A 20,240-nucleotide genomic window follows, 5' to 3' on the forward strand; every position below is an offset into this window, starting at 1 on the left:
TCTAGCGCATCGGACAAAGGAAAAGCGTCAATACAAAGGTCTTGACCTAAGTAATCGCGGTGACTATAGTTAGGTGCATGGCTAACCAATCCATCCCTCTCGACCGAATCTTTCAGGCGTTATCCGATCCCACACGCCGTGCGGTCGTCGAGCGCCTGACGTTGGGTCCGGCGTCGGTGAGTGAGCTGGCGCGTCCGTTTTCGATGGCGCTGCCGTCCTTCTCGCAGCATCTGAGCGTGCTCGAGGACAGCGGGTTGGTCGTCTCGCGCAAGGCCGGACGCGTGCGGACCTACGCGCTGGAGACCGAAACGCTGGCGGGCGCACAGGATTGGCTCCAGTTGCAGCGCGACAAGTGGACGCGCCGCCTCGGCCAACTCGACAACTATCTGTCGCAGATGAAGGAGACGTGAAGATGAGCCAACCCAACCTGTTCTCGGTAGACCCGAAGCTGGACCTGGTGCTGGAGCGCTATGTCGACGTGCCGTGCGAGCGCGTCTGGGCGGCGTGGACGCAGCCGGAGCATCTCAAGAAGTGGTTCACGCCTGCGCCCTGGCAAACGGTCGAGTGCGAAATCGATCTGCGTCCGGGTGGCTTGTTTCACACCGTCATGCGTTCGCCGGAAGGGCAGCAGTTTCCGAACGTCGGCTGCTATCTGGAAGTGGTCGAGAACTCGCGACTCGTGTGGACGAACGCCGTGCTGCCCGGTTTCCGTCCCGCGCCCGCGCCGGTGGCCGAACATGGCGGCTTTCAGTTCACCGCAGCCGTGCTGATGGAGACGCAAGGCAAGGGCACGCGCTACACGGCCATTGCCATTCACGGCAACGAAGCCACGCGTGCGCAGCACGAGGCCATGGGCTTCCACGACGGCTGGGGCAAGGCGCTGGATCAACTGGTCGATCTGATGAAGTGACCCGGCTGAAGTCACCGACCGCAAACGTATGAAAAAAGGGGATGTGCCCGAGAGCACATCCCCTTTTCTTTGGTTCATCGCGCAATAGCGTGGAGGGATTTGACAAGTTTTCGTACTCTTGATGGCAGGAATTTGCCATCAGGAGTGCGTGGAGATGCTGGATCGCAAGCTGCTGGAGTCGCTGGGAGGCTGGCAGGGCTATGCCGTCGAACGCGTGGAGTGGCCCGAGGGCACAGGGCGCACGCTGTCGATCTATTTGAAGCCAACCGCCAAGGTGATGCTGTGCGAGCAGTGCGGCGCACGATGTCGCCAGGTCCATGAGACCACGGTGCGCCGGGTGCGAGATCTGCCGTTATTTGAGTACCGGGTTGTTCTTCATGTTCCACGCCGGCGCTTGTTGTGTGAGCAATGCGGTGGCCCGCGCCTGGAGCGGCTTACTTGGCTGGGTCGCTACCAGCGGGTGACGGATCGGCTTGCGGCGGCCTGCAGCCAATTGCTGCAATCGAGCAACGTGCAGGCGGTGGCGAGGTTCTTCGAGCTGGGTTGGCATACCGTCAAGACGCTGGACAAGGCCCGGCTCCGAGCGTCAGTGCGCGAACCGGATTGGTCCAGGATCGAGTATTTAGCGATGGACGAGTTCGCCCTGCATAAAGGGCATCGGTACGCGACGGTAGTCGTCGATCCGATCAGCAGGCAGGTGCTGTGGATCGGCCCAGGACGCTCACGCGAGACGGCTCGGGCGTTCTTCGAGCAATTGCCGCGTGGGGTCGCCCAACGCATCAAGGCCGTAGCCATCGACATGACTACGGCCTACGAGTTAGAAATCCAGGCCCACTGCCCACGGGCGGAGATCGTCTATGACTTGTTCCATGTCGTGGCCAAGTACGGACGAGAGGTCATTGATCGGGTGCGCGTGGATCAGGCCAACCAACTGCGCCAGGACCGTCCCGCGCGCCGGGTCATCAAATCGAGCCGCTGGCTGTTATTGCGCAACCGCGACAAGCTAGACCGGCAGCAGGCCGTCCGGCTCGACGAATTGCTGCAAGCCAACCAGCCGCTGCTGACGGTCTATGTCCTGAGGGACGAACTCAAGCGGCTCTGGTTCTACCGAAGACCTGCCTGGGCAAAACAAGCCTGGCACCACTGGTGCGAGCAGGCCGAGCAAAGCGGAATAGCCCCCTTGAACACCTTCGCTCAGCGTCTGAAAGGCTATCTGCATGGCATCCTGGCCAGATGCCGACATCGTCTAAACACCAGCATCGTTGAGGGCATTAACAACACTATCAAGGTCATTAAGCGGCGCGCCTACGGCTACCGAGACCAGGAATACTTCTTCCTCAAAATCCGCGCCGCCTTCCCCGGTAATGCTCAATGAACCTTTTCTTTGCCCGTCACGCATGCCTGAGCGATGGCCGCGAGACCGAAGACTCAAGCGCCCAGATAAGCGCGCTTGATGTCGTCGTTGGCGAGCAGGTTGTCGGCCGAATCGGCCAGCACGACGCGCCCGGTTTCGAGCACGTAACCACGGTCGGCCACATGCAGCGCCTTGTTCGCGTTTTGCTCCACCAGAAACACGGTCACGCCTTCTTCGCGAATCGCGCGAATGATGTCGAAGATCTGCGCGATCACGAGCGGTGCGAGGCCGAGCGTCGGTTCATCGAGCAACAACAGACGCGGACGGCTCATCAACGCGCGCCCGATGGCGAGCATCTGCTGTTCGCCGCCGGACATCGTGCCTGCGCGCTGTTTGCCACGCTGTGCGAGCCGGGGGAACAGCTTGAAGACGTGATCCATGCCGGCATCGATGTCGTCTTTGGATGCGAAGAAGCCGCCCATCTTCAGGTTCTCGATGACCGTCAGGCTCGGAAACACGCGACGGCCTTCGGGCGAAATCGCCATGCCCATGCGCATGATTTCGTGCGTCGGACGGCTGGTGATGTCGTTGCCCTCGAACATCACGCGACCGCTCGATGCACGGGGCGTGCCGCACACCGTCATCATCAGCGTGGTCTTGCCTGCGCCGTTGCTGCCGATGAGCGTGACAATCTCGCCCTTGTTCACTTCGATGGACACGCCTGCAAGCGCCTCGACGGCCCCGTAGTGGGTGTGGATCTGTTCCAGCTTGAGCATTATTCCTCCCCGAGGTAGGCCTTGATGACGCGCGGATCGTTGCGCACCTCGTCGGGCTTGCCGGTCATGATCGGCTTGCCGTGTTCCATCACGAGAATCCGGTCGGAGACGCCCATCACGAGACTCATGTCGTGCTCGATGAGCAGTACCGAAATACCGAACTCGTTACGCAGGTTGTCCACAAGTTGCTGCAGCTCGACCTTCTCCTGCGGGTTTAGACCGGCCGCCGGTTCGTCGAGCATCAGCAGACGCGGCTCGGTGATCATGCATCGCGCGATCTCGAGGCGGCGCTGGTGGCCGTACGACAACGTACCGGCTTCGCGGTTGGCGACCGGCGTGAGGCCCAGACGATCGAGCCACATTTTCGCGCGCTCGAGCGCCGTGCGCTCCGAGCGACGGAACGCGCCCGTCGAGAGCAGCCCTTGCAGAAAGCCGGTGTGCACCGTCATGTGCTGCGCGACGAGCAGGTTCTCTACCACCGTCAACTGACGGAATAGTCGGATGTTCTGGAACGTGCGCACCAGACCGCGACGCGCCACCATATGGCTCGGCAAGCCGGTGATGTCGTCGCCGTCGAGCACGATCGATCCACCCGTGGGGCGGTAGAAGCCCCCCACGCAGTTGAAGACGGTCGTCTTGCCAGCGCCGTTCGGACCGATGATCGCGAAGACTTCGTTCTTGCGGACGCCGAATTCGACGCCGTCGACAGCCAGCAGACCGCCGAAGCGCATCTGAAGGCCCGAGAGTTTCAACAGTTCTGCACTCATTGCGGCAACTCCACATGCGGGCGGGTGGCGGGCAGCAAACCTTGCGGACGCCACATCATCATCAGCACCATCACCAGACCGAAGATCAGCATGCGGTACTCGGCAAAGTCGCGTGCCACTTCCGGCAGAATCGTCAGCAGGATGGCCGCGAGAATCACACCGATCTGCGATCCCATGCCGCCGAGCACCACTACGGCGAGAATCAGCGCCGACTCGATGAAGGTGAACGACTCCGGCGTGACCAGCCCCTGACGCGCAGCGAAGAACGCCCCGGCCAGACCCGCGAACGAAGCGCCCAGCGTGAATGCCGAGAGCTTGATGCGCGTGGGGTTCAAACCGAGCGAGCGGCAGGCGATTTCGTCTTCGCGCAGGGCTTCCCACGCGCGACCGATCGGCATGCGGATCAGGCGGCTCGTGACGAACAGCGTGAAGCCGACCAGCGCGAACGCGAGCAGATACAGCCAGATCACCATATGCGAGCCGCTGTAGTCGAGACCGATCAGTTCATGAAATGTCTTCGCGCCTTCCACGCTCGACGAGCGCGCCATCTCGAAGCCGAACACGCTGGGCTTGGGAATGCCGGACACGCCGTCGGGACCGCCGGTCAGGCTCGTCAGGTTGTTGAGCAGCAGGCGAATGATTTCGCCGAAGCCCAGCGTCACGATGGCGAGATAGTCACCGCGCAGGCGCAGCACCGGGAAGCCCAGCAGGAAGCCGAACGTCGCCGACATCAGCGCGGCGAGCGGCAGGCATTCCCAGAAGGTCAGGCCGAAGTACTGATTGAGCAGCGCGTACGTGTACCCGCCGACGGCGTAGAAGCCGACGTAGCCCAGATCGAGCAGACCGGCGAAGCCCACGACGATGTTCAGGCCGAGACCCAGCACGCAGTAGATGAGCGCGAGCGTGGCTACGTCCACCGCACCGCGCGAGCCCACGAACGGCCACACGAGACCGACGGCGAGCAGCACCCACATGGCGGTCAGTTGCTGACGGCGTCCCGTCGTGGGCATCGTCGGCAGCTTCACCGCGCGCTTGCTGCGCAACAGGAACGGCTTGATCAGCTGGAATACGAACACGATGGCGGTCGCGATCCAGACCGGACGCCAATGCTGTTCGAGCACAACCTTGTAGCCGTCGAGCTTCAGTTGCAGGCCCAGGATCGGGGCCGTGAGGATGATCGTCACGATTGCGGCGATGACCGCACCCTTGAGCGTCTCTCCTGCCGGCGCACGGTTGGCGGCGCCGGACTTCATGGTGAGTTGTTGTGTCATGGTCGACCTCAGACTTTCTCGACGTCAGGCTTGCCCAGCAGGCCGGTCGGGCGGAACAGCAGCACCAGCACCAGCAGGCAGAACGCCACGATGTCTTTGTACTCGGAGGGCATGTAGCCCGAGGCGAGCGTCTCCGCCAGGCCCAGCAGCACGCCGCCCAGCATGGCGCCGGGAATGCTGCCGATACCGCCCAGCACGGCGGCCGTGAAGGCTTTGATGCCGGCGATGAAGCCGATATACGGATTGAGCTTGCCGATGGTCAGGCCGATCAGTACGCCGCCCACGGCCGCGAGCATGGCACCGAGAATGAACGTGAACGAGATCACGCGATTCGTATCGATGCCGAGCAGGTTGGCCATGCGCATATCCTCGGCACAGGCACGGCAGGCACGACCCATGCGAGAGTTAGCGATGAACAGCGTGAGCAGGATCATCAGTGCCACCGTCACGCCTACGATCAGCATGCGAGCGTAGGGAATCGTCACGGTGAAGTCGCCCATCGGAATATCGATGGCGCCGGAGATCAGCATGGGCACGGAAACGTCGCGTGCGCCTTGACCGATCTGCACATAGTTCTGCAGGAAGATGGACATACCGATCGCAGAGATCAGCGGTCCGAGACGAGGTCCGCCGCGCAGCGGGCGATACGCCACCCGCTCGATCGCGAAGCCGTAAAGGCCCGTGACCAGCACCGATACCAGCAGCGCTGCGCCCAGTACGAGCGGCAAGGGGTAGCCCGCCGCCGTTCCGATTGCAGTCAGTGTGACAAGCCCGACGTAGGCGCCGATCATGTAGATCTCGCCGTGGGCAAAGTTGATCATGCCGATGATGCCGTAGACCATTGTGTAGCCAATGGCAATCAGCGCATAGATCGCGCCCAGCGTCAGGCCATTGACCAGTTGCTGGGCAAGCTGTGGGAAAAATTCGTTCATGCGGGAAGCCTCGCGACTAGCGGGGGCCGAGCGCGAATGCGAGCCGCCCGCCGGGGTCGGCGGGCGGCTGGGGGTGATTCGCTGGCCGGTAAAGCGTCAGGGAATCAGTTGGCTGCGGTCTTGGTGGCGTCCTTGTGCCAGGTGAAGACCACGAACTTGAACGACTTCAGATCGCCGGCGGCGTCATACGCCACCTTGCCGATCGGCGTGTCGAACGTGTTGGCGTGGAGGTACTTCGCCACCTTTTCCGAGTCGGTGCTTTTCGCGCCGGCGATGCTCTTGGCGATCAGTTGCACACCCGTGTAGGCCGGCATCTGGAACGGACCGTTCGGATCGCGCTTGGCGTCGGCGAAGGCCTTCACCAGCTTGGCGTTTGCCGGGTCGGCAGCGAAGTCGGCCGGCAGCGTCACGAGCATGCCTTCCGACGCCGGGCCGGCGATAGCCGTCACGTCCTTGTTACCCACGCCTTCCGGTCCCATGAACGTGGCCTTCACGCCTTGCTCACGCGCCTGACGCAGCAGCAGACCCATTTCCGGGTGGTAGCCGCCGAAGTAGACAAAGTCCACGCCTTGCGCCTTGAGCTTGGTGATGACAGCCGAGTAGTCCGAGTCGCCGGCGTTGATGCCTTCGAACAGCACGACCGGCACCTTGGCGGCGTCGAGGTCCTTCTTCACCGACGTGGCGATACCCTGACCGTACGACTGCTTGTCGTGCAGCACGGCAACCTTCTTCGGCTTGACCTTGTGGATGATGTACTGGGCGGCTGCCGGACCTTGCTGGTCGTCACGGCCGATCGTACGGAAGATGAAGTGGCGCTTCTTGCCTTCGGTCAGTTGCGGTGCGGTGGCCGACGGCGTGATCATCACGACGCCTTCGTTTTCGTAGATGTCCGATGCCGGGATCGTCGAGCCCGAGCACACGTGACCGATCACATACTTGATCTTCTGGCTGACAATTTTGTTGGCGACGGCGACAGCCTGCTTCGGCTCGCATGCGTCATCCATGAACACGGCTTCGAGCTTGTTGCCGTTCGCGCCGCCAGCTGCGTTCACTTCTTCAATCGCGGTCAGCGCACCGGCCTTGACCATGTCGCCGTACTGGGCAACCGAGCCGCTGTACGGGCCGGCGATGGCGATTTTGACGGTCTCTGCATTGGCAGCCGTTCCGAGGAGGGCGAGAGCAGCGGCAACGAACAGGGATTTGTGACGAAACTGCATTATGGACATCTCCTTGATTTGTATTTTTTGACTACCCCGTGGTGCGGTAGCCTTAAACGACTGCTAAACCTGATCGGTATTGGATCCTTCAAACCGCTGGCGGCCTGAACGATGCGCCATAGTAGCGTAATACGCTCTTTAATAGAAACAGGTATCCTGAGCTGCCCGAAAACCCGCATGGATAAAGGGTTTAAAAGGGGTCATAAGAAAAAAATAAGAGTCGTCACAGCGATTCTCCGTAATACTACGCAGATTGGAAAATCGGCGAATGTGATGTGAAGCGACAAATGAGGGCCATGTTGAATGGATGAGACGAAATAGGCATCAGGACATTTTGGATACAATCCGGCGTGCATTGAAATCCAATCATTGGCACTTTGCATTCAGATGAACCGATTCGTCGGGCGACATCTTGCGTTGCCTATCCGTGCGCATATAGCCATGCATAGACGCCAGCCTTACATCGGTCGCGAATGACGTCGGGTGCGCGATGCGCGCATCAGGGCGAGAAATGCGGCGAGAATCGGCGAATCGTCGTCGCGCCGGTACATACAGTTCAGCTCGATGGAGCGCAGCCGCTGCGATTTCAATGGCCGATACACGACGCCGGGCAATCGCAGGTTCGCGGCCGACTCGGTCGTCACACACACGCCGAAACGACTCGCCACGAGTGCAATCGACGTCACCACATCCTCCACCTCCTGCTCCACGCGCAGCGTCACACCCTCGGCGCGAAACGCGGCGGCCACTTCTTCTGCGAGTCCGGGCACCGGTGCGTTCGGGTAGAGAATCATTCGCTCGTTGTCGAGGTCGGCGAGCGTGAGCGATGCGCGCTTGCAAAGCGGGTGCCCTTCGTACAGGGCGACGAGAAACGGCTCGCGGTGAATCCAGTCGACGACCAGGTCCGGTTCGTCCGGAATCAGACGGTTGAAGCCGATGGCGATACGCCGCTCGCGCAGCGCCGCGATCTGTTCCATCTTCGACAGGTTATGCAGGCCGATCTTCACTTCGGGACGTTCCGTATGGAAGTCTGCGAGCAGCCGCGGGATCACATCGAGAATGCCGGAGCTGAAGATGCCGACGTCGAGCCGCCCGATATAACCGTCGCCGGCCAGCCGCGTCTGTTCTTCCGCGCGGCGCGTGAGCGACAGGATGTTCGGCACCTCGGCGAGCAGCGTTTGCCCGGCGGCAGTCAGCGTCGCGCCTTTGGGCGTGCGCACAAAGAGCGCCGTGCCCAGTTGCGCCTCCAGTGCGTGGATGTGACGAGTGAGCGGTGGCTGCGCCATGTTCAGCCGCTCGGCAGCGCGTCCGAAATGGCCTTCCTGGGCCACGGCGAGGAAGTACCGCATTTGCTTGATATCCATGATTCAGTGCCCCGTTTCAATACCGAAATAGTATCGGAATCTGGAAATTTGGTATTGGACGGTATCTCGCCATGCGCGCATCATGCCTGCACGAAGCCGCTCTATCGAGCAATTTCAGGAGACAGCATCATGCCAATCGTACATATCAATCTGATCGAAGGCCGCGACGACGCTGCCGTCAAGGCCTGTGTGAAGGCCGTGGCGCGCACCGTACACGAGACGCTCGGCGCGCCGCTCGAATCGATCCGCGTCTTCGCGACGCAGGTGCCGGCCGCCCACTGGGCCGTGGGCGAGCGCACGAAGGACGAGCCGGCAGCGCCGGCCAAGGCGGGCGCGTAATGAGCCACGTCATCCAACGCGACGCCGCCACGCAGGCGCGTCTCCAGCAGGCCGCCGATGCGCTGCTCGAAGCCGAACGCTCGCACCGCTTCATCGCCCCGCTGCGCGACACGTTCGCGCCGCTCACCATCGACGACGCTTACGCCATCCAGCGCATCAACACCGAGCGACGCCTCGCTGCCGGCCGCCGTATCGTCGGTTGCAAGATCGGTCTGACGTCGGTCGCCGTGCAAAAGCAACTCGGCGTCGATCAGCCCGACTTCGGCCTGTTGTTCGACGACATGGGGTATGGCGACAGCGAACCGATTCCCGCCTCGATCCTCACGCAACCGAAGATCGAAGCGGAGATTGCGTTCGTGATCGGCCGCGATCTGAACGTCGAAAATCCGGGCCAGCTGGACGTTCTCAATGCCATCGAGTACGCATTGCCCGCGCTGGAAATCGTCGGCAGCCGCGTGGCCGACTGGAATATCCGCATCACCGACACGATTGCCGACAACGCTTCGTCGTCGGCTTATGTGATCGGCAACACGCCGAAGAAGCTCTCGGAATTCGACGTCCGCATGTGCGGCATGGTGCTTGAGCGTCGCGGCGAGCCGGTCTCGGTCGGCGCAGGCGCGGCCTGTCTGGGCAGCCCGATCAACGCCGTGGTATGGCTCGCGCGCACGATGGCGGCGGTAGGCACGCCGCTCAAAGCGGGCGATCTGGTGCTCTCGGGCGCCCTCGGTCCGATGGCCGCCGTCACCCCGGGCGATATCTTCGAGACCCGCATCAATGGCCTGGGCTCGGTCCGCGCCGTCTTTGAACCTGCCAGCGAGGCTGCACGATGAGCCACATCAACGATTACGCCAAGCTGCTCGACGACGCAGCGCATTTCGCCCACGAAGTCGAACAGTTCGACACCGATAACCGCCTGTCGCTCGACGACGCCTACGCCATTCAGGCCGCCTCGCTCGCGCGCCGTGCCGAGCGTGGCGAGACGCGCGTCGGCGTGAAGATGGGTTTCACCAGCCGCGCGAAGATGATTCAGATGGGGCTGTCCGATGTGATCTGGGGCCGTCTGACGTCAGGCATGCAGATCGAAGAGGGCACGTCCATCGACTTCAAGCGTTACGTGCATCCGCGCGTCGAGCCGGAAATCGCCTTCATTCTGAAGAAGCCGCTCGAAGGCAACGTCACCGGGCCGCAGGCGCTCGCCGCAGTCGAGGCCATCGCACCGGCCATCGAGATCATCGACTCGCGCTACAAGGACTTCAAGTTCACGTTGCCGGAAGCGATTGCCGACAACGCGTCGTCCAGCGGTTTTGTGATCGGCGCGTGGCACAGCCCGCACGTCGACTTCTCGAATCTGGGGCTGGCGATGTCGATCAACGGCCGCACCGTACAGGTAGGTTCGACGGCGGCGCTGCTGGGTCATCCGCTGCGCTCGCTCGTGGCGGCAGCGCGTCTGTCGGCGGCGGCCGGCGAACCGTTGCAGGCGGGCTGGATCGTGATGGCGGGCGGCGCGACACCGGCCGAGTACATCAAGCCGGGGCAATACGTGTCGGTCGAGATGGAATCGCTCGGTCGCGTGGGCTTCCACGTCTGAGGCATTGAACGACGGGGGCACGGCGGGCCGTTTGGCGTTGTCGACGCTTCGCCATGCCAAGCAAAACGGGGCGCGCCACACGGCACGCCCCGTTTTTGTTCCTGCCGTCCGACGCATGTCGGCGGTGTGTCAGTCCCGCGTCACCCGGGCCATCACACGCAGATCGGTCTCGATCATGCGCACGTCGGTGAACGTCAGCGCGAGCTTGTCGTCGAGCGAAGTGAGGGCGGGCAGGTTGAACATGCCTTGCGCGTCGCCGACGATGCTCGGCGCGAAGTACGTCAGCAGTTCGTCAACGCAGCCTTCGCGCAGTAGCGAACCGTTGAGCTTGTAACCGGCTTCCACGTGGATCTCGTTGAACTGCCGCTCGCCCAGCGCACGCAGTAGCGCGGGCAGTTCGACCTTGCCGTCGGGGTTTGGCAGGTCGAGCACGTCGACACCCAGATCGCGCAACCGCGCGATACGATCCGCGTCGCCGTTGGCGCAGACGACGAGCGCGTTGCCGCCCGCGAGCACTTTTGCCGTTGGCGCGATGTCCAGGCGGGAGTCGACGACGATACGCAGCGGCTGACGTGTCGTTTCCACGTCGCGCACGGTCAGCGACGGATCGTCTTCGCGTACGGTGCCGATGCCCGTGAGAATCGCGCAGGCGCGTGCGCGCCATGCATGGCCGTCGGCGCGTGCGGCCGGGCCGGTCAGCCATTGACTCACGCCGTTGTGCAGCGCCGTCTTGCCGTCGAGACTCGCCGCCACCTTCATGCGCACCCACGGCGTGCCGCGCGTCATGCGGGCGATGAAGCCGATGTTCATCTCGCGCGCTTCGTTTTCCAGCAAACCGCAGCGCACGTCGATACCGGCGTCACGCAGCATACCCAGACCGCGTCCTGCGACGAGCGGGTTCGGATCTTCCATGGCGGCGATCACGCGCTTCACGCCCGCTTCGATGAGCCCTTTGGCGCACGGCGGCGTGCGGCCGTAATGACTGCACGGTTCCAGCGTGACGTAGGCCGTTGCGCCGCGCACCGATTCGCCGCGCACGCGCGCGTCCTTCATGGCCTGCACTTCGGCGTGATCCTGCCCGGCGGGCTGCGTGAAGCCTTCGCCGATGACACGACCGTCCTGCACGATGACGCAGCCCACGCGCGGGTTCGGCGTCGTAGTGAACATCGCGCGCTGGGCCAGTGCCAGCGCGCGGCGCATGTAGTCAAAATCCTGATCGGAAAACATGAGACGTAAAATCGTCAGAGCATCAGCGGCCGGTCGGTCAGTGCATTGTCCGGGGCTGCGCCAGCACGGGCCGGCAGGGATTCGCGCGCAATGCCGCGCAGGGTGTTCAGTGCGTCGAGCACGCTCTGGACGTAGCGTTCATCGCGAAACCCGGCGCTCATCTGCTTCACGACGGCTTCCCAACTGGCATCGTCCACCAGCGCATTGACGCCCTTGTCGGCGATCAGCTCGATATCGTGATCGGCGATGTTGATGTACAGCAGTATGCCTGTGCGCTCGCTCGTGTGCGCGACACCCAGATGGTGAAACAGTTGAACGGCGCGTTGACGGCACGTCTGCCCGCGCCACACGTTGACGAGCGGCATGGCGGCTTCGATCACCAGCCGGATTTCACAACGATGCTCCGATTCGGATTCTCGGATCGAGGCTTCCAGTGTGTCGAGTGCGTTGTCGGGAAATAGCCAGCGGGCGTGCGCCCGCCACGTGCCTGCGTGACGCAGCCAGCGCGACACGTCGTGCGGTTTCTGTTGCACTGCGATTGCCGGTTCGTGTGCTGTCGTCATCGTCTTCACCAGTTGCCGGAGGAGCCGCCGCCGTCGAAACCGCCGCCGCCTCCGCCGCCAAATCCGCCCCCGCCGCCACCCCCGCCGCCGAAGCCACCGCCGTCGTTACGCCCCCAGCCACCGCCGAGTCCGCCGCCGAGTCCGCCGCCAATACCGCCGCCAATCCCACCGATGCCGCCGAAACCACCCGGGCCGATGCGTCCGCGCTGTCCGGTGAGCACCCGCGAGCGCGGCTCGTTGGGGCTGCCCGGCAAACCGGGACCGCTGAAGCGCCGGCGACCTTCCATGATCACCACCATCGCGATGATGAAGACGATGAAGAGCAGCGGCAGAAAATCGGACAAATCGGAGTGTGGCGCGCGCGTGGACGGCAGATTCGGCGCGGGCAATGCCTCGTTGTTCATGGCTGCTTGTACGGCCGCCGTTCCCGCCGCGATGCCGCCGAAGAAGTCGCCATTGCGGAAGTACGGTGCCATGACGTCGCGCAGAATGCGGCCCGAAATGGCGTCGGTGAGCGAGCCTTGCACGCCGCGTCCAAGCTCGATGCGCATCTTGCGCAAGTCGTTCGGGTTGTCCTTTGCGATGAGCATGATGACGCCATCGTCCACGCTCTTGCGGCCTGCTTTCCAGGCGTCGGCGACACGGATGCTGTACTGATCGATGGTCTCGGGCGCGGTGCTCGGCAGCATGAGCACGAAGATCTGGCTGCCGCGTTGCTGCTCGTATTGCGCGAGCTGCGCCTCAAGCGCGTTGCGCTGCTCGGCGGTGAGCGTGCCGGTCAGATCGGTCACGCGCGCCGTCAGCGCGGGCACGGCCACCAGCGCTTGCGCGCTCGCTGGTAGCGCCAGCCAGCAAAGACTGGCCAGCGCGAGTGCCCACAACGCCCACACAAAGCGCTTCGGTTGCATGAGCGCTGTCATTGCCGCGACCTCAGAACTTGACGGCCGGTGCCGTGGAAATAGCCTTCTCGTTGTCCACCGTGAAGTTCGGCTTCGTGCCGTAACCGAACATCTTGGCCGTCAGATTGTTCGGGAACTGACGCACATACACGTTGTAGTCCTGCACGGACTGGATGTAACGATTGCGCGCGACTGTGATGCGGTTTTCGGTGCCTTCGAGCTGCGATTGCAGGTCGCGGAACAGACCGTCGGCCTTCAGGTTCGGATAGTTCTCCGAGACGGCCATCAGGCGCGAGAGTGCGCCCGACAGTTCTCCCTGCGCTTGCTGGAAGCGCTTGAACGCTTCGGGATCGTTGAGCGTTTCCGGCGTGACCGTGATGCTCGTCGCCTTGGCGCGTGCGTTGATCACTTCGGTGAGCGTGGCCTGCTCGTGCGACGCGTAGCCCTTGACCGTGTTCACCAGGTTCGGCACCAGATCGGCACGTCGCTGATACTGGTTCACGACCTCGCTCCAGGACGCCTTGACCGCTTCGTCCTTGACCTGAATTTCGTTGTATCCGCAGGAGGAAAGCAACGACGCGAGAAGTCCCAGCGCGAGCCATCGCACCCAGGACTGACGACGAAGGACCGGCAGTAGCATTTGCATGACGTTTTCCCCTTGTTATGACCGGACGGACATCCGGCAGACTGCGCAAAACGTGGCACGAACCACATTGCAAATGGTAAGCGAGGTCTCCGACGCGATCATGCAATCGTCCCAAACGCGTCGCGCGCCGCGTCGATCGTCGCGTCGATGATCGTGTCGTCGTGCGTGGCCGAGACGAAGCCGGCTTCGAACGCGCTCGGCGCGAGGTAGACGCCCCGATCGAGCATGGCGTGGAAGAACTTGTTGAAGCGGGCGACGTCCGACGTCGTCACTTCGGCAAAGCTTTGCGGCACGTTGGCGCGGAAGTACAGACCGAACATGCCGCCGACGCTGTCGCCGGAGAACGGCACACCGGCCGCCTGCGCGGCTTCGACGAGACCGCTTACGAGCTTCGACGTGCGCTTGGCCAGATCTTCGTAGAAGCCGGGCGCCTGAATCAGCTTGAGCGTGGCGAGCCCGGCGGCGACGGCCAGTGGGTTACCCGAGAGCGTGCCCGCCTGATAGACGCCACCGAGCGGTGCCAGATGCGACATGATGTCGCGGCGTCCGCCAAACGCAGCCGCGGGCATGCCGCCGCCGATCACCTTGCCCAGACACGTCAGGTCGGCCGTAATGCCGTAAAGCGCCTGCGCGCCACCCAGACCGACGCGGAAACCGCACATCACTTCGTCGAAGATCAGCACGGCGCCATGCGCCGTGCACAGCTCGCGCAGCGTCTGGAGGAAGTGACGCGAGCCCCGCACGAGATTCATGTTGCCCGCGACCGGCTCGACGATCACCGCCGCGATCTCGCCGCCCTGACCGGCGAATAGTTCACGCAGTTGTTCGACGTTGTTGTATTCGAGAACGAGCGTGTCGCGCGTGACTTCGGGCGGCACACCGGCCGAGGAGGGCGCGTTGCGCGTGGAGTCGGCAAACGTCAGCAGACCCGAACCGGCCTTCACCAGCAGGCTGTCGGCATGACCGTGGTAGCAGCCTTCGAACTTGACGATCTTGTTGCGGCCCGTAAAGCCGCGCGCCAGACGCAACGCGCTCATCGTGGCTTCGGTGCCCGAGGACACCAGACGCACCTGCTCGATGGACGGTACGAGACGGCAGATTTCTTCGGCCATCACGACTTCGGCTTGCGTCGGCGCGCCGAAGCTGAAACCCTGCGACATCGCCGATTGCACGGCGGCGACGACTTCCGGATGCAGGTGGCCGACGATCATCGGGCCCCACGAACCGATGTAGTCGATGTAGCGCACGCCTTCGGCGTCCCACATGTAGGGGCCTTGTGCGCGGGCGATGAAGCGCGGCGTGCCGCCGACCGAGCGGAAGGCGCGCACGGGCGAGTTCACACCGCCGGGAATGGTTTGCTGGGCGCGCTCGAACAGCGCGACATTCGTAGTGTTTTCGGACATGACTTCAGCTCTGCGGCGCATAGGCCTTTTCACCTCAATGCGTCGATTCTAGCGGATGGCGTCAAAGTCCGGGACTTCTCGCGGCCGGGGGCTTCTGTTAGATTGAAGGCAACTTTCTCAACGCCAAGGAAATTCAAGGCCCTTCGACATGTCCACCGTCAACGCACAACGTCCTTCGATCACTGTCTCGTCTCTCGACCTCGATCGTCTTTATTCGGTCATCGAGAATGCGCCGCGCACGGCCCTGCCGTATGTGGAGGCACTCGAAACAGAGCTCGCCCGGGCGAGCGTCGTCGAGCCGCAGCAAATGCCGCCCGATGTCGCCACGATGAATTCGGTGGTGCGCTATCGCGACCTGAGCACGCAGCAGGAGCACCGCGTGACGCTCGTGTATCCGCAGCATCTCGCCGCCACGGAAAACGGCATTTCGGTATTGGCGCCGGTAGGCAGCGCGCTGCTTGGCCTGCGCGTCGGCCAGTCGATTCACTGGCAAGTGCCGGGCGGTCATCTCATCGAGCTGGAATTGCTCGGCCTCGACTACCAGCCTGAAGCCGCTGGCGAATACCACCGTTAATTCCCTTCTCCGCAGCACCATTGGGAGATTCGGATCTCCCGAGTCTCCCCTTCATCTTCCCCGCCATTCCCGAAATTCCCGAAATTCCCGAAATTCCCGAAATTCCCGAAATTCCCGAAATTCCCGAAATTCCCGCAACTTGCCGCTCAGCGACGTAGCCACCCGCGTGAAATCGGCCATGCCATCAGGCGACGATAGATACCTTCGAGAATCGCCGCGACGATACGACTCGTCTCGCGCGCGCTCGCCGTGCGCATGATGAGCGCGACGACCAGCGACACCGCCAGCGCGCCCACCATATCGACCGGCCAGTGCACGCCGAGGTAGATGCGCGCCCAGCACACCGGCAGCGCGCAAATCAGAAGGAGCTTGCCGAGTAGGCGCGGCGTGCGGGCCACCGTACCCATCAGCACGAACGCCGAGGTGAACATGATCGAGCCGTGGTTGCTCGGAAAAGCGCTCGTTGGCGCGTGCGCGAGCAGCTGCGTGCCGAGGCCGACGACGAATGGCCGCGGCTCGAACCAGGCGAATCCGACGACGAAGTTGATCAGCAGCACGAGCCCCACCCCCAGCAGGCCGTGCACCGCGCCTTCGCGGTCGCGTCCGCCCGCGAGCCACAGCGTGACGAGGCCCACCGGCAGCAGCAGGATCAGATACTTGGCAATGAAGACGGCGATGGCCAGTTCGCCTTCGCTCACATTGGGCGAGGCGTTGATCGCGAGAAAGAGGGCGCGGTTGAGCGAATCCATGAACTCCGGGGGGACGAATGTCTGCCGGAGGTTGAGCGGGCGCCCGGGCGCGTGAGCGGTGCCGGCGCCTCAACGGCCGCCGGCCGACGGTTTGTGACGATTGCGTGACAGATTCTGAACGACCCGTCGCCGCGAGGAAAGTGCCATTTGTCATCATTTTGTAACACGTTGAATTGTCACTTTTCTTTCGACGCTCTCGGAGGTAGAATCGCGCCGTCATAGCTCTCAGGAGGTCCTTCCGTGGACAGTAGTTCTAGTGGTAGTTGCCGGTCGACCGAAGTCGACACCATCACCGCGAGTTAGTCCCCGGGATCTTCCCAGCCGCTAACTCGCACAGTCGGGTTGGCGCGCACCTCGGATGTACCTGTCGAATGCCTTCACCCTTTAGCCGCAGCGCTCGCGCGACGAAGGGTTTTGTTGGGCCGTACCGATAGCGTCCGTCTCTCGTAGCACGCTCCCTTATTAAGTTTTACGTCTGCCGTTCGGGCTGTCCCGTCGTATGCGTGCGTTCGCCTGTTTTGCATGAAACGCGAACCCGCCGCTCACGTCGGACGGATACCGTGCGGCCGGGAGATTCATCGTGTTTCGTTACTCCATGACCCTGCGCGGAGGCAATCCGCAAGCCCTGATGCTGCCGTCCCAGTGTCTGCATCACTATCACGTCGATCCGCATGCCGACGCGGCACCTGCCCAAGAGGCGGCGCGCACCGGTGTGCTCACGCGTGCCGGGCAATGGCTACGTGCGTTCGTGCGTGATCGCAAGCCGCGCCAGCACGGCTGACCCCGCGTCGTTCCGTTGTTACGCGAGGCGCCGGGGATTCTCCGCCGCCTCGCAAACTATTTCAGGATGTATCCATGCAACAAGCTCTCACGCTCAGCGAGCGACTGATTGCGGTGCTTGGCGCGCGCCTCGGCCTGCGCTTCTTCCGTCGCCGCGACATGCTCGAAACCCTCGATGCGCCAGCACATGGCCACGAGGCACCACCGGGTCTGCTCGAAGCCGCACGCGGCGCCGGGCCGGACCTGCTTGCGCGTCTGTGCACCACCCGCGACGGGCTGTCCGACGACGAAGCCGCCACGGTGCGCGCGCACGTCGGCCCCAATGAGGTCGAGCACGAAAAGCCGCTGCCCTGGTGGCGTCATCTCATTAACTGCTACCGCAATCCGTTCAACCTGTTGCTCACTGCACTGGCCGCTGTGTCTTACGCGACCGACGACACCGAGGGAACGATCATCATCGCGTCGATGGTGATCATTTCCACGGTGTTGCGATTTGTGCAGGAAGCCCGCTCCAACAAGGCGGCGGAGAAGCTCAAGGCGATGGTGAGCACCACGGCGAGCGTGCTGCGTCGTGGACCGTTGACGCAAGGCGTGGCCGAGCCGGAGAACGTGCGCCGCCTCGGCCGCATGGGGCGAGAAATCGCCCTCGCGGACCTCGTGCCCGGCGATATCGTGCTGCTCGCGGCGGGCGACATGATTCCGGCGGACGTGCGCATCCTGACCGCCAAGGACCTGTTCGTCTCGCAGTCCGCGCTCACGGGTGAAGCGTTGCCGGTCGAGAAATTCGCGCATCCGTGCGAGTCTGGCGGCAGCAACCCGCTCGCTTACGACAACCTCGCTTTCATGGGGACGAATGTGGTGAGCGGTTCGGCCACGGCCGTCGTCGTTGCCACGGGCGGTCGCACCTTCTTCGGCTCGCTGGCGCAGCGCGTGAGCGCGCAGCAACCGAGCGTCACGTCGTTCCAGCAAGGCGTGAACCGCGTGTCGTGGGTGCTCATCCGCTTCATGCTGGTCATGACGCCCATCGTCCTGCTCATCAACGGCTTCACGAAGCACGACTGGCTCGAAGCGTCGCTCTTCGCGCTGTCGGTGGCGGTCGGCCTCACGCCCGAAATGCTGCCGATGATCGTGACGGCCACCCTCGCCAAGGGCGCAGTCGTGCTCTCGCGCAAGAAGGTCATCGTCAAACGGCTCGACGCGATCCAGAACTTCGGCGCGATGGACGTACTGTGCACCGACAAGACCGGCACGCTCACGCAGGACAAGATCTGTCTGGAGCGTCACACCGACGTGTGGGGCAATTTCTCCGAAGACGTCCTCGAATACGCGTATCTCAACAGCTTCTACCAGACCGGTCTGAAGAACCTGCTCGACGTTGCCGTGCTCGATCACGCCGAGTTGCATCAGCGTCTGGACGTGGTCAATCGTTACCGCAAGATCGACGAAATCCCGTTCGATTTCCAGCGCCGTCGCATGTCGGTGGTGGTGAGCGAGAACGGCGATCACCACGAGCTGATCTGCAAAGGCGCAGTGGAAGAAGTGATGGCGGTGTGCAACCGCGTGCAGCATGGCGCGAACGTCGAACCGCTCACGCCGGACGTGCTGGCGCAATTGCGGCGCGTGACGGCACATCTGAACGCCGAAGGGCTGCGTGTGGTGGCGGTGGCGACGCGGCATCTGCCGCCGGTACGCGAGCGCTACAGCATCGCAGATGAAAGCGAACTCATCCTCGTTGGCTACATCGCCTTCCTCGATCCGCCCAAGGAGTCGACGGCACCGGCCCTCAAGGCGTTGGCGTCGGCAGGCGTGGACGTGAAGGTGCTCACGGGCGACAACGATCTCGTGACGGCGAAAGTCTGCCGAGAAGTCGGTTTGCCGGTAACTGCCTGCGTGCTGGGCGACGACATCGAAGCGATGAGCGATACCGAACTGGCCGGGATCGTCGAGCGCGCCAACGTCTTCGCGAAGCTCACGCCGGCGCACAAGGAGCGTCTGGTGCGCATGCTGCGCGCGAACGGTCACGTCGTGGGCTTCATGGGCGACGGCATCAACGACGCCCCGGCACTGCGTGCGGCCGACATCGGCATTTCGGTGGATACGGCGGTCGACATCGCCAAGGAAGCGGCCGATCTGATCCTGCTGGAGAAGAGCCTGATGGTGCTGGAGCAGGGCGTGGTCGAGGGACGCCGCACGTTCGCGAACATGCTCAAGTACATCAAGATGACGGCCAGCTCGAACTTCGGGAATGTCTTCTCGGTGCTGATCGCGAGCGCCTTCCTGCCGTTCCTGCCCATGCTGCCGTTGCAGTTGCTCACGCAGAATCTGCTGTACGACCTGTCGCAGACGACGATTCCGTTCGATCATGTCGACGCCGAACAACTGACGAAGCCGCAGCAGTGGAATCCGTCCGATCTGTCGCGGTTCATGGTGTTCTTCGGCCCGATCAGTTCGATTTTCGACGTGCTGACGTTCGTCGCCATGTGGCATCTTTTCGGTGCGAACAGCGCCGAGCATCAGACGTTGTTCCAGTCCGGCTGGTTCGTCGAAGGCCTGCTTTCGCAGACGCTGATCGTGCACCTGATCCGCACGCGCCGTCTGCCGTTCATCCAGAGCCGCGCCGCATGGCCGTTGCTGCTGATGACGGGCGCGGTGATGCTGATCGGCATCATGCTGCCGATGTCGCCGTTCGCCGAGACCTTCAAGATGCAGGCGCTGCCGCTTGCGTACTTCCCGATGCTCGCCGCGATTCTGCTGGCGTATGCGGTGCTCACGCAGTGGATGAAGGGCGTGTTCGCGCGACGCTTCGGGTGGCAGTGACTCCATAGTTGACGGGGGGCCAAGAATGGAGCGCCGACGGGTTGCCATCGGCGCTTTGCGATGC

At 63.1% G+C, this 20,240-nt stretch carries 21 protein-coding genes; 9 read left to right on the plus strand and 12 right to left on the minus strand.

Features of this window, described 5'->3' with window-relative positions:
- Positions 1–77 precede the first annotated feature (77 nt).
- From MB84_RS05535 to MB84_RS05545, 3 genes are all read left to right on the plus strand, one after another.
- A complete protein-coding gene (locus MB84_RS05535; protein ID WP_046291050.1) occupies positions 78–410 on the plus strand; it encodes an ArsR/SmtB family transcription factor in 333 nt (110 codons plus the stop codon).
- Positions 411–412: 2 nt separating this feature from the next.
- Positions 413–910 carry an SRPBCC family protein gene (locus MB84_RS05540; protein ID WP_046291051.1) on the plus strand — a complete coding sequence of 166 codons (498 nt, stop codon included), beginning with the start codon at positions 413–415 and terminating at the stop codon, positions 908–910.
- A 154-nt stretch (positions 911–1,064) separates the two neighbouring features.
- Positions 1,065–2,285, plus strand: coding sequence for an ISL3 family transposase (locus MB84_RS05545; RefSeq protein ID WP_046289972.1), 1,221 nt, complete (start codon positions 1,065–1,067; stop codon positions 2,283–2,285).
- Positions 2,286–2,338: 53 nt separating this feature from the next.
- Here the strand turns inward: MB84_RS05545 and MB84_RS05550 are convergent, their stop codons facing one another.
- From MB84_RS05550 to MB84_RS05575, 6 genes are all read right to left on the minus strand, one after another.
- On the minus strand, positions 2,339–3,040 hold the full coding sequence (locus MB84_RS05550; protein WP_046291052.1) for an ABC transporter ATP-binding protein: 702 nt from the start codon (positions 3,038–3,040) through the stop codon (positions 2,339–2,341).
- Positions 3,040–3,807, minus strand: coding sequence for a high-affinity branched-chain amino acid ABC transporter ATP-binding protein LivG (gene livG / locus MB84_RS05555; protein WP_046291053.1), 768 nt, complete (start codon positions 3,805–3,807; stop codon positions 3,040–3,042). Before livG ends, MB84_RS05550 begins: the two co-directional genes overlap by 1 nt.
- Positions 3,804–5,078, minus strand: coding sequence for a high-affinity branched-chain amino acid ABC transporter permease LivM (locus MB84_RS05560; protein WP_046291054.1), 1,275 nt, complete (start codon positions 5,076–5,078; stop codon positions 3,804–3,806). The genes livG and MB84_RS05560 overlap by 4 nt, the downstream gene beginning before the upstream one ends.
- Positions 5,079–5,086: 8 nt before the next feature.
- Entirely contained in the window at positions 5,087–6,010 is a 924-nt protein-coding gene (gene livH / locus MB84_RS05565) for a high-affinity branched-chain amino acid ABC transporter permease LivH (RefSeq protein ID WP_044454576.1), read from the minus strand.
- Positions 6,011–6,114: 104 nt separating this feature from the next.
- Positions 6,115–7,227 (minus strand): branched-chain amino acid ABC transporter substrate-binding protein, encoded by a 1,113-nt coding sequence (locus MB84_RS05570; RefSeq protein WP_046291055.1) that lies wholly within the window; start codon positions 7,225–7,227, stop codon positions 6,115–6,117.
- A gap of 458 nt (positions 7,228–7,685) precedes the next feature.
- Positions 7,686–8,591 carry a LysR family transcriptional regulator gene (locus MB84_RS05575; protein ID WP_046291056.1) on the minus strand — a complete coding sequence of 302 codons (906 nt, stop codon included), beginning with the start codon at positions 8,589–8,591 and terminating at the stop codon, positions 7,686–7,688.
- A 129-nt stretch (positions 8,592–8,720) separates the two neighbouring features.
- On the opposite strand from MB84_RS05575, the gene MB84_RS05580 reads away from it, so the two are divergent.
- The 3 genes from MB84_RS05580 to MB84_RS05590 are packed head-to-tail and all read left to right on the plus strand — an operon-like array spanning position 8,721 to position 10,518.
- Positions 8,721–8,930, plus strand: a complete 210-nt coding sequence (locus tag MB84_RS05580; RefSeq protein WP_039400297.1) for a tautomerase family protein — start codon at positions 8,721–8,723, stop codon at positions 8,928–8,930.
- A complete protein-coding gene (locus MB84_RS05585) occupies positions 8,930–9,760 on the plus strand; it encodes a 2-keto-4-pentenoate hydratase (RefSeq protein WP_046291057.1) in 831 nt (276 codons plus the stop codon). Before MB84_RS05580 ends, MB84_RS05585 begins: the two co-directional genes overlap by 1 nt.
- On the plus strand, positions 9,757–10,518 hold the full coding sequence (locus MB84_RS05590) for a 2-keto-4-pentenoate hydratase (RefSeq protein WP_046291058.1): 762 nt from the start codon (positions 9,757–9,759) through the stop codon (positions 10,516–10,518). Before MB84_RS05585 ends, MB84_RS05590 begins: the two co-directional genes overlap by 4 nt.
- Positions 10,519–10,647: 129 nt before the next feature.
- On the opposite strand, the gene ribD is transcribed toward MB84_RS05590, so the two are convergent.
- The 5 genes from ribD to hemL form a co-directional block, all read right to left on the minus strand.
- Positions 10,648–11,745, minus strand: coding sequence for a bifunctional diaminohydroxyphosphoribosylaminopyrimidine deaminase/5-amino-6-(5-phosphoribosylamino)uracil reductase RibD (gene ribD / locus MB84_RS05595; RefSeq protein ID WP_046291059.1), 1,098 nt, complete (start codon positions 11,743–11,745; stop codon positions 10,648–10,650).
- Between the two features lie 14 nt (positions 11,746–11,759).
- Entirely contained in the window at positions 11,760–12,308 is a 549-nt protein-coding gene (locus MB84_RS05600) for a TPM domain-containing protein (RefSeq protein ID WP_046293446.1), read from the minus strand.
- A gap of 5 nt (positions 12,309–12,313) precedes the next feature.
- Positions 12,314–13,228, minus strand: a complete 915-nt coding sequence (locus MB84_RS05605) for a TPM domain-containing protein (protein ID WP_046291060.1) — start codon at positions 13,226–13,228, stop codon at positions 12,314–12,316.
- A gap of 10 nt (positions 13,229–13,238) precedes the next feature.
- Complete coding sequence (locus MB84_RS05610; RefSeq protein WP_046291061.1) at positions 13,239–13,853, minus strand: LemA family protein; 615 nt, start codon at positions 13,851–13,853, stop codon at positions 13,239–13,241.
- 98 nt (positions 13,854–13,951) lie between these two features.
- A complete protein-coding gene (gene hemL / locus MB84_RS05615; RefSeq protein ID WP_046291062.1) occupies positions 13,952–15,256 on the minus strand; it encodes a glutamate-1-semialdehyde 2,1-aminomutase in 1,305 nt (434 codons plus the stop codon).
- A gap of 148 nt (positions 15,257–15,404) precedes the next feature.
- On the opposite strand from hemL, the gene rnk reads away from it, so the two are divergent.
- A complete protein-coding gene (rnk, locus tag MB84_RS05620) occupies positions 15,405–15,830 on the plus strand; it encodes a nucleoside diphosphate kinase regulator (RefSeq protein WP_046291063.1) in 426 nt (141 codons plus the stop codon).
- A gap of 146 nt (positions 15,831–15,976) precedes the next feature.
- Here rnk and MB84_RS05625 read toward each other — a convergent pair whose 3' ends face one another.
- Positions 15,977–16,579, minus strand: a complete 603-nt coding sequence (locus MB84_RS05625) for a phosphatase PAP2 family protein (RefSeq protein WP_046291064.1) — start codon at positions 16,577–16,579, stop codon at positions 15,977–15,979.
- Between the two features lie 580 nt (positions 16,580–17,159).
- Between MB84_RS05625 and MB84_RS05630 the strand changes: the two genes are divergently transcribed.
- Both MB84_RS05630 and mgtA read left to right on the plus strand, forming a co-directional pair.
- Positions 17,160–17,360: a hypothetical protein gene (locus MB84_RS05630; RefSeq protein WP_157122640.1), complete on the plus strand. Its 201-nt coding sequence runs from the start codon at positions 17,160–17,162 to the stop codon at positions 17,358–17,360.
- A 74-nt stretch (positions 17,361–17,434) separates the two neighbouring features.
- Positions 17,435–20,176, plus strand: a complete 2,742-nt coding sequence (mgtA, locus tag MB84_RS05635; RefSeq protein ID WP_046291066.1) for a magnesium-translocating P-type ATPase — start codon at positions 17,435–17,437, stop codon at positions 20,174–20,176.
- The last annotated feature ends 64 nt before the right edge of the window (positions 20,177–20,240 follow it).

Source organism: Pandoraea oxalativorans (assembly GCF_000972785.3).
GTDB lineage: Bacteria > Pseudomonadota > Gammaproteobacteria > Burkholderiales > Burkholderiaceae > Pandoraea > Pandoraea oxalativorans.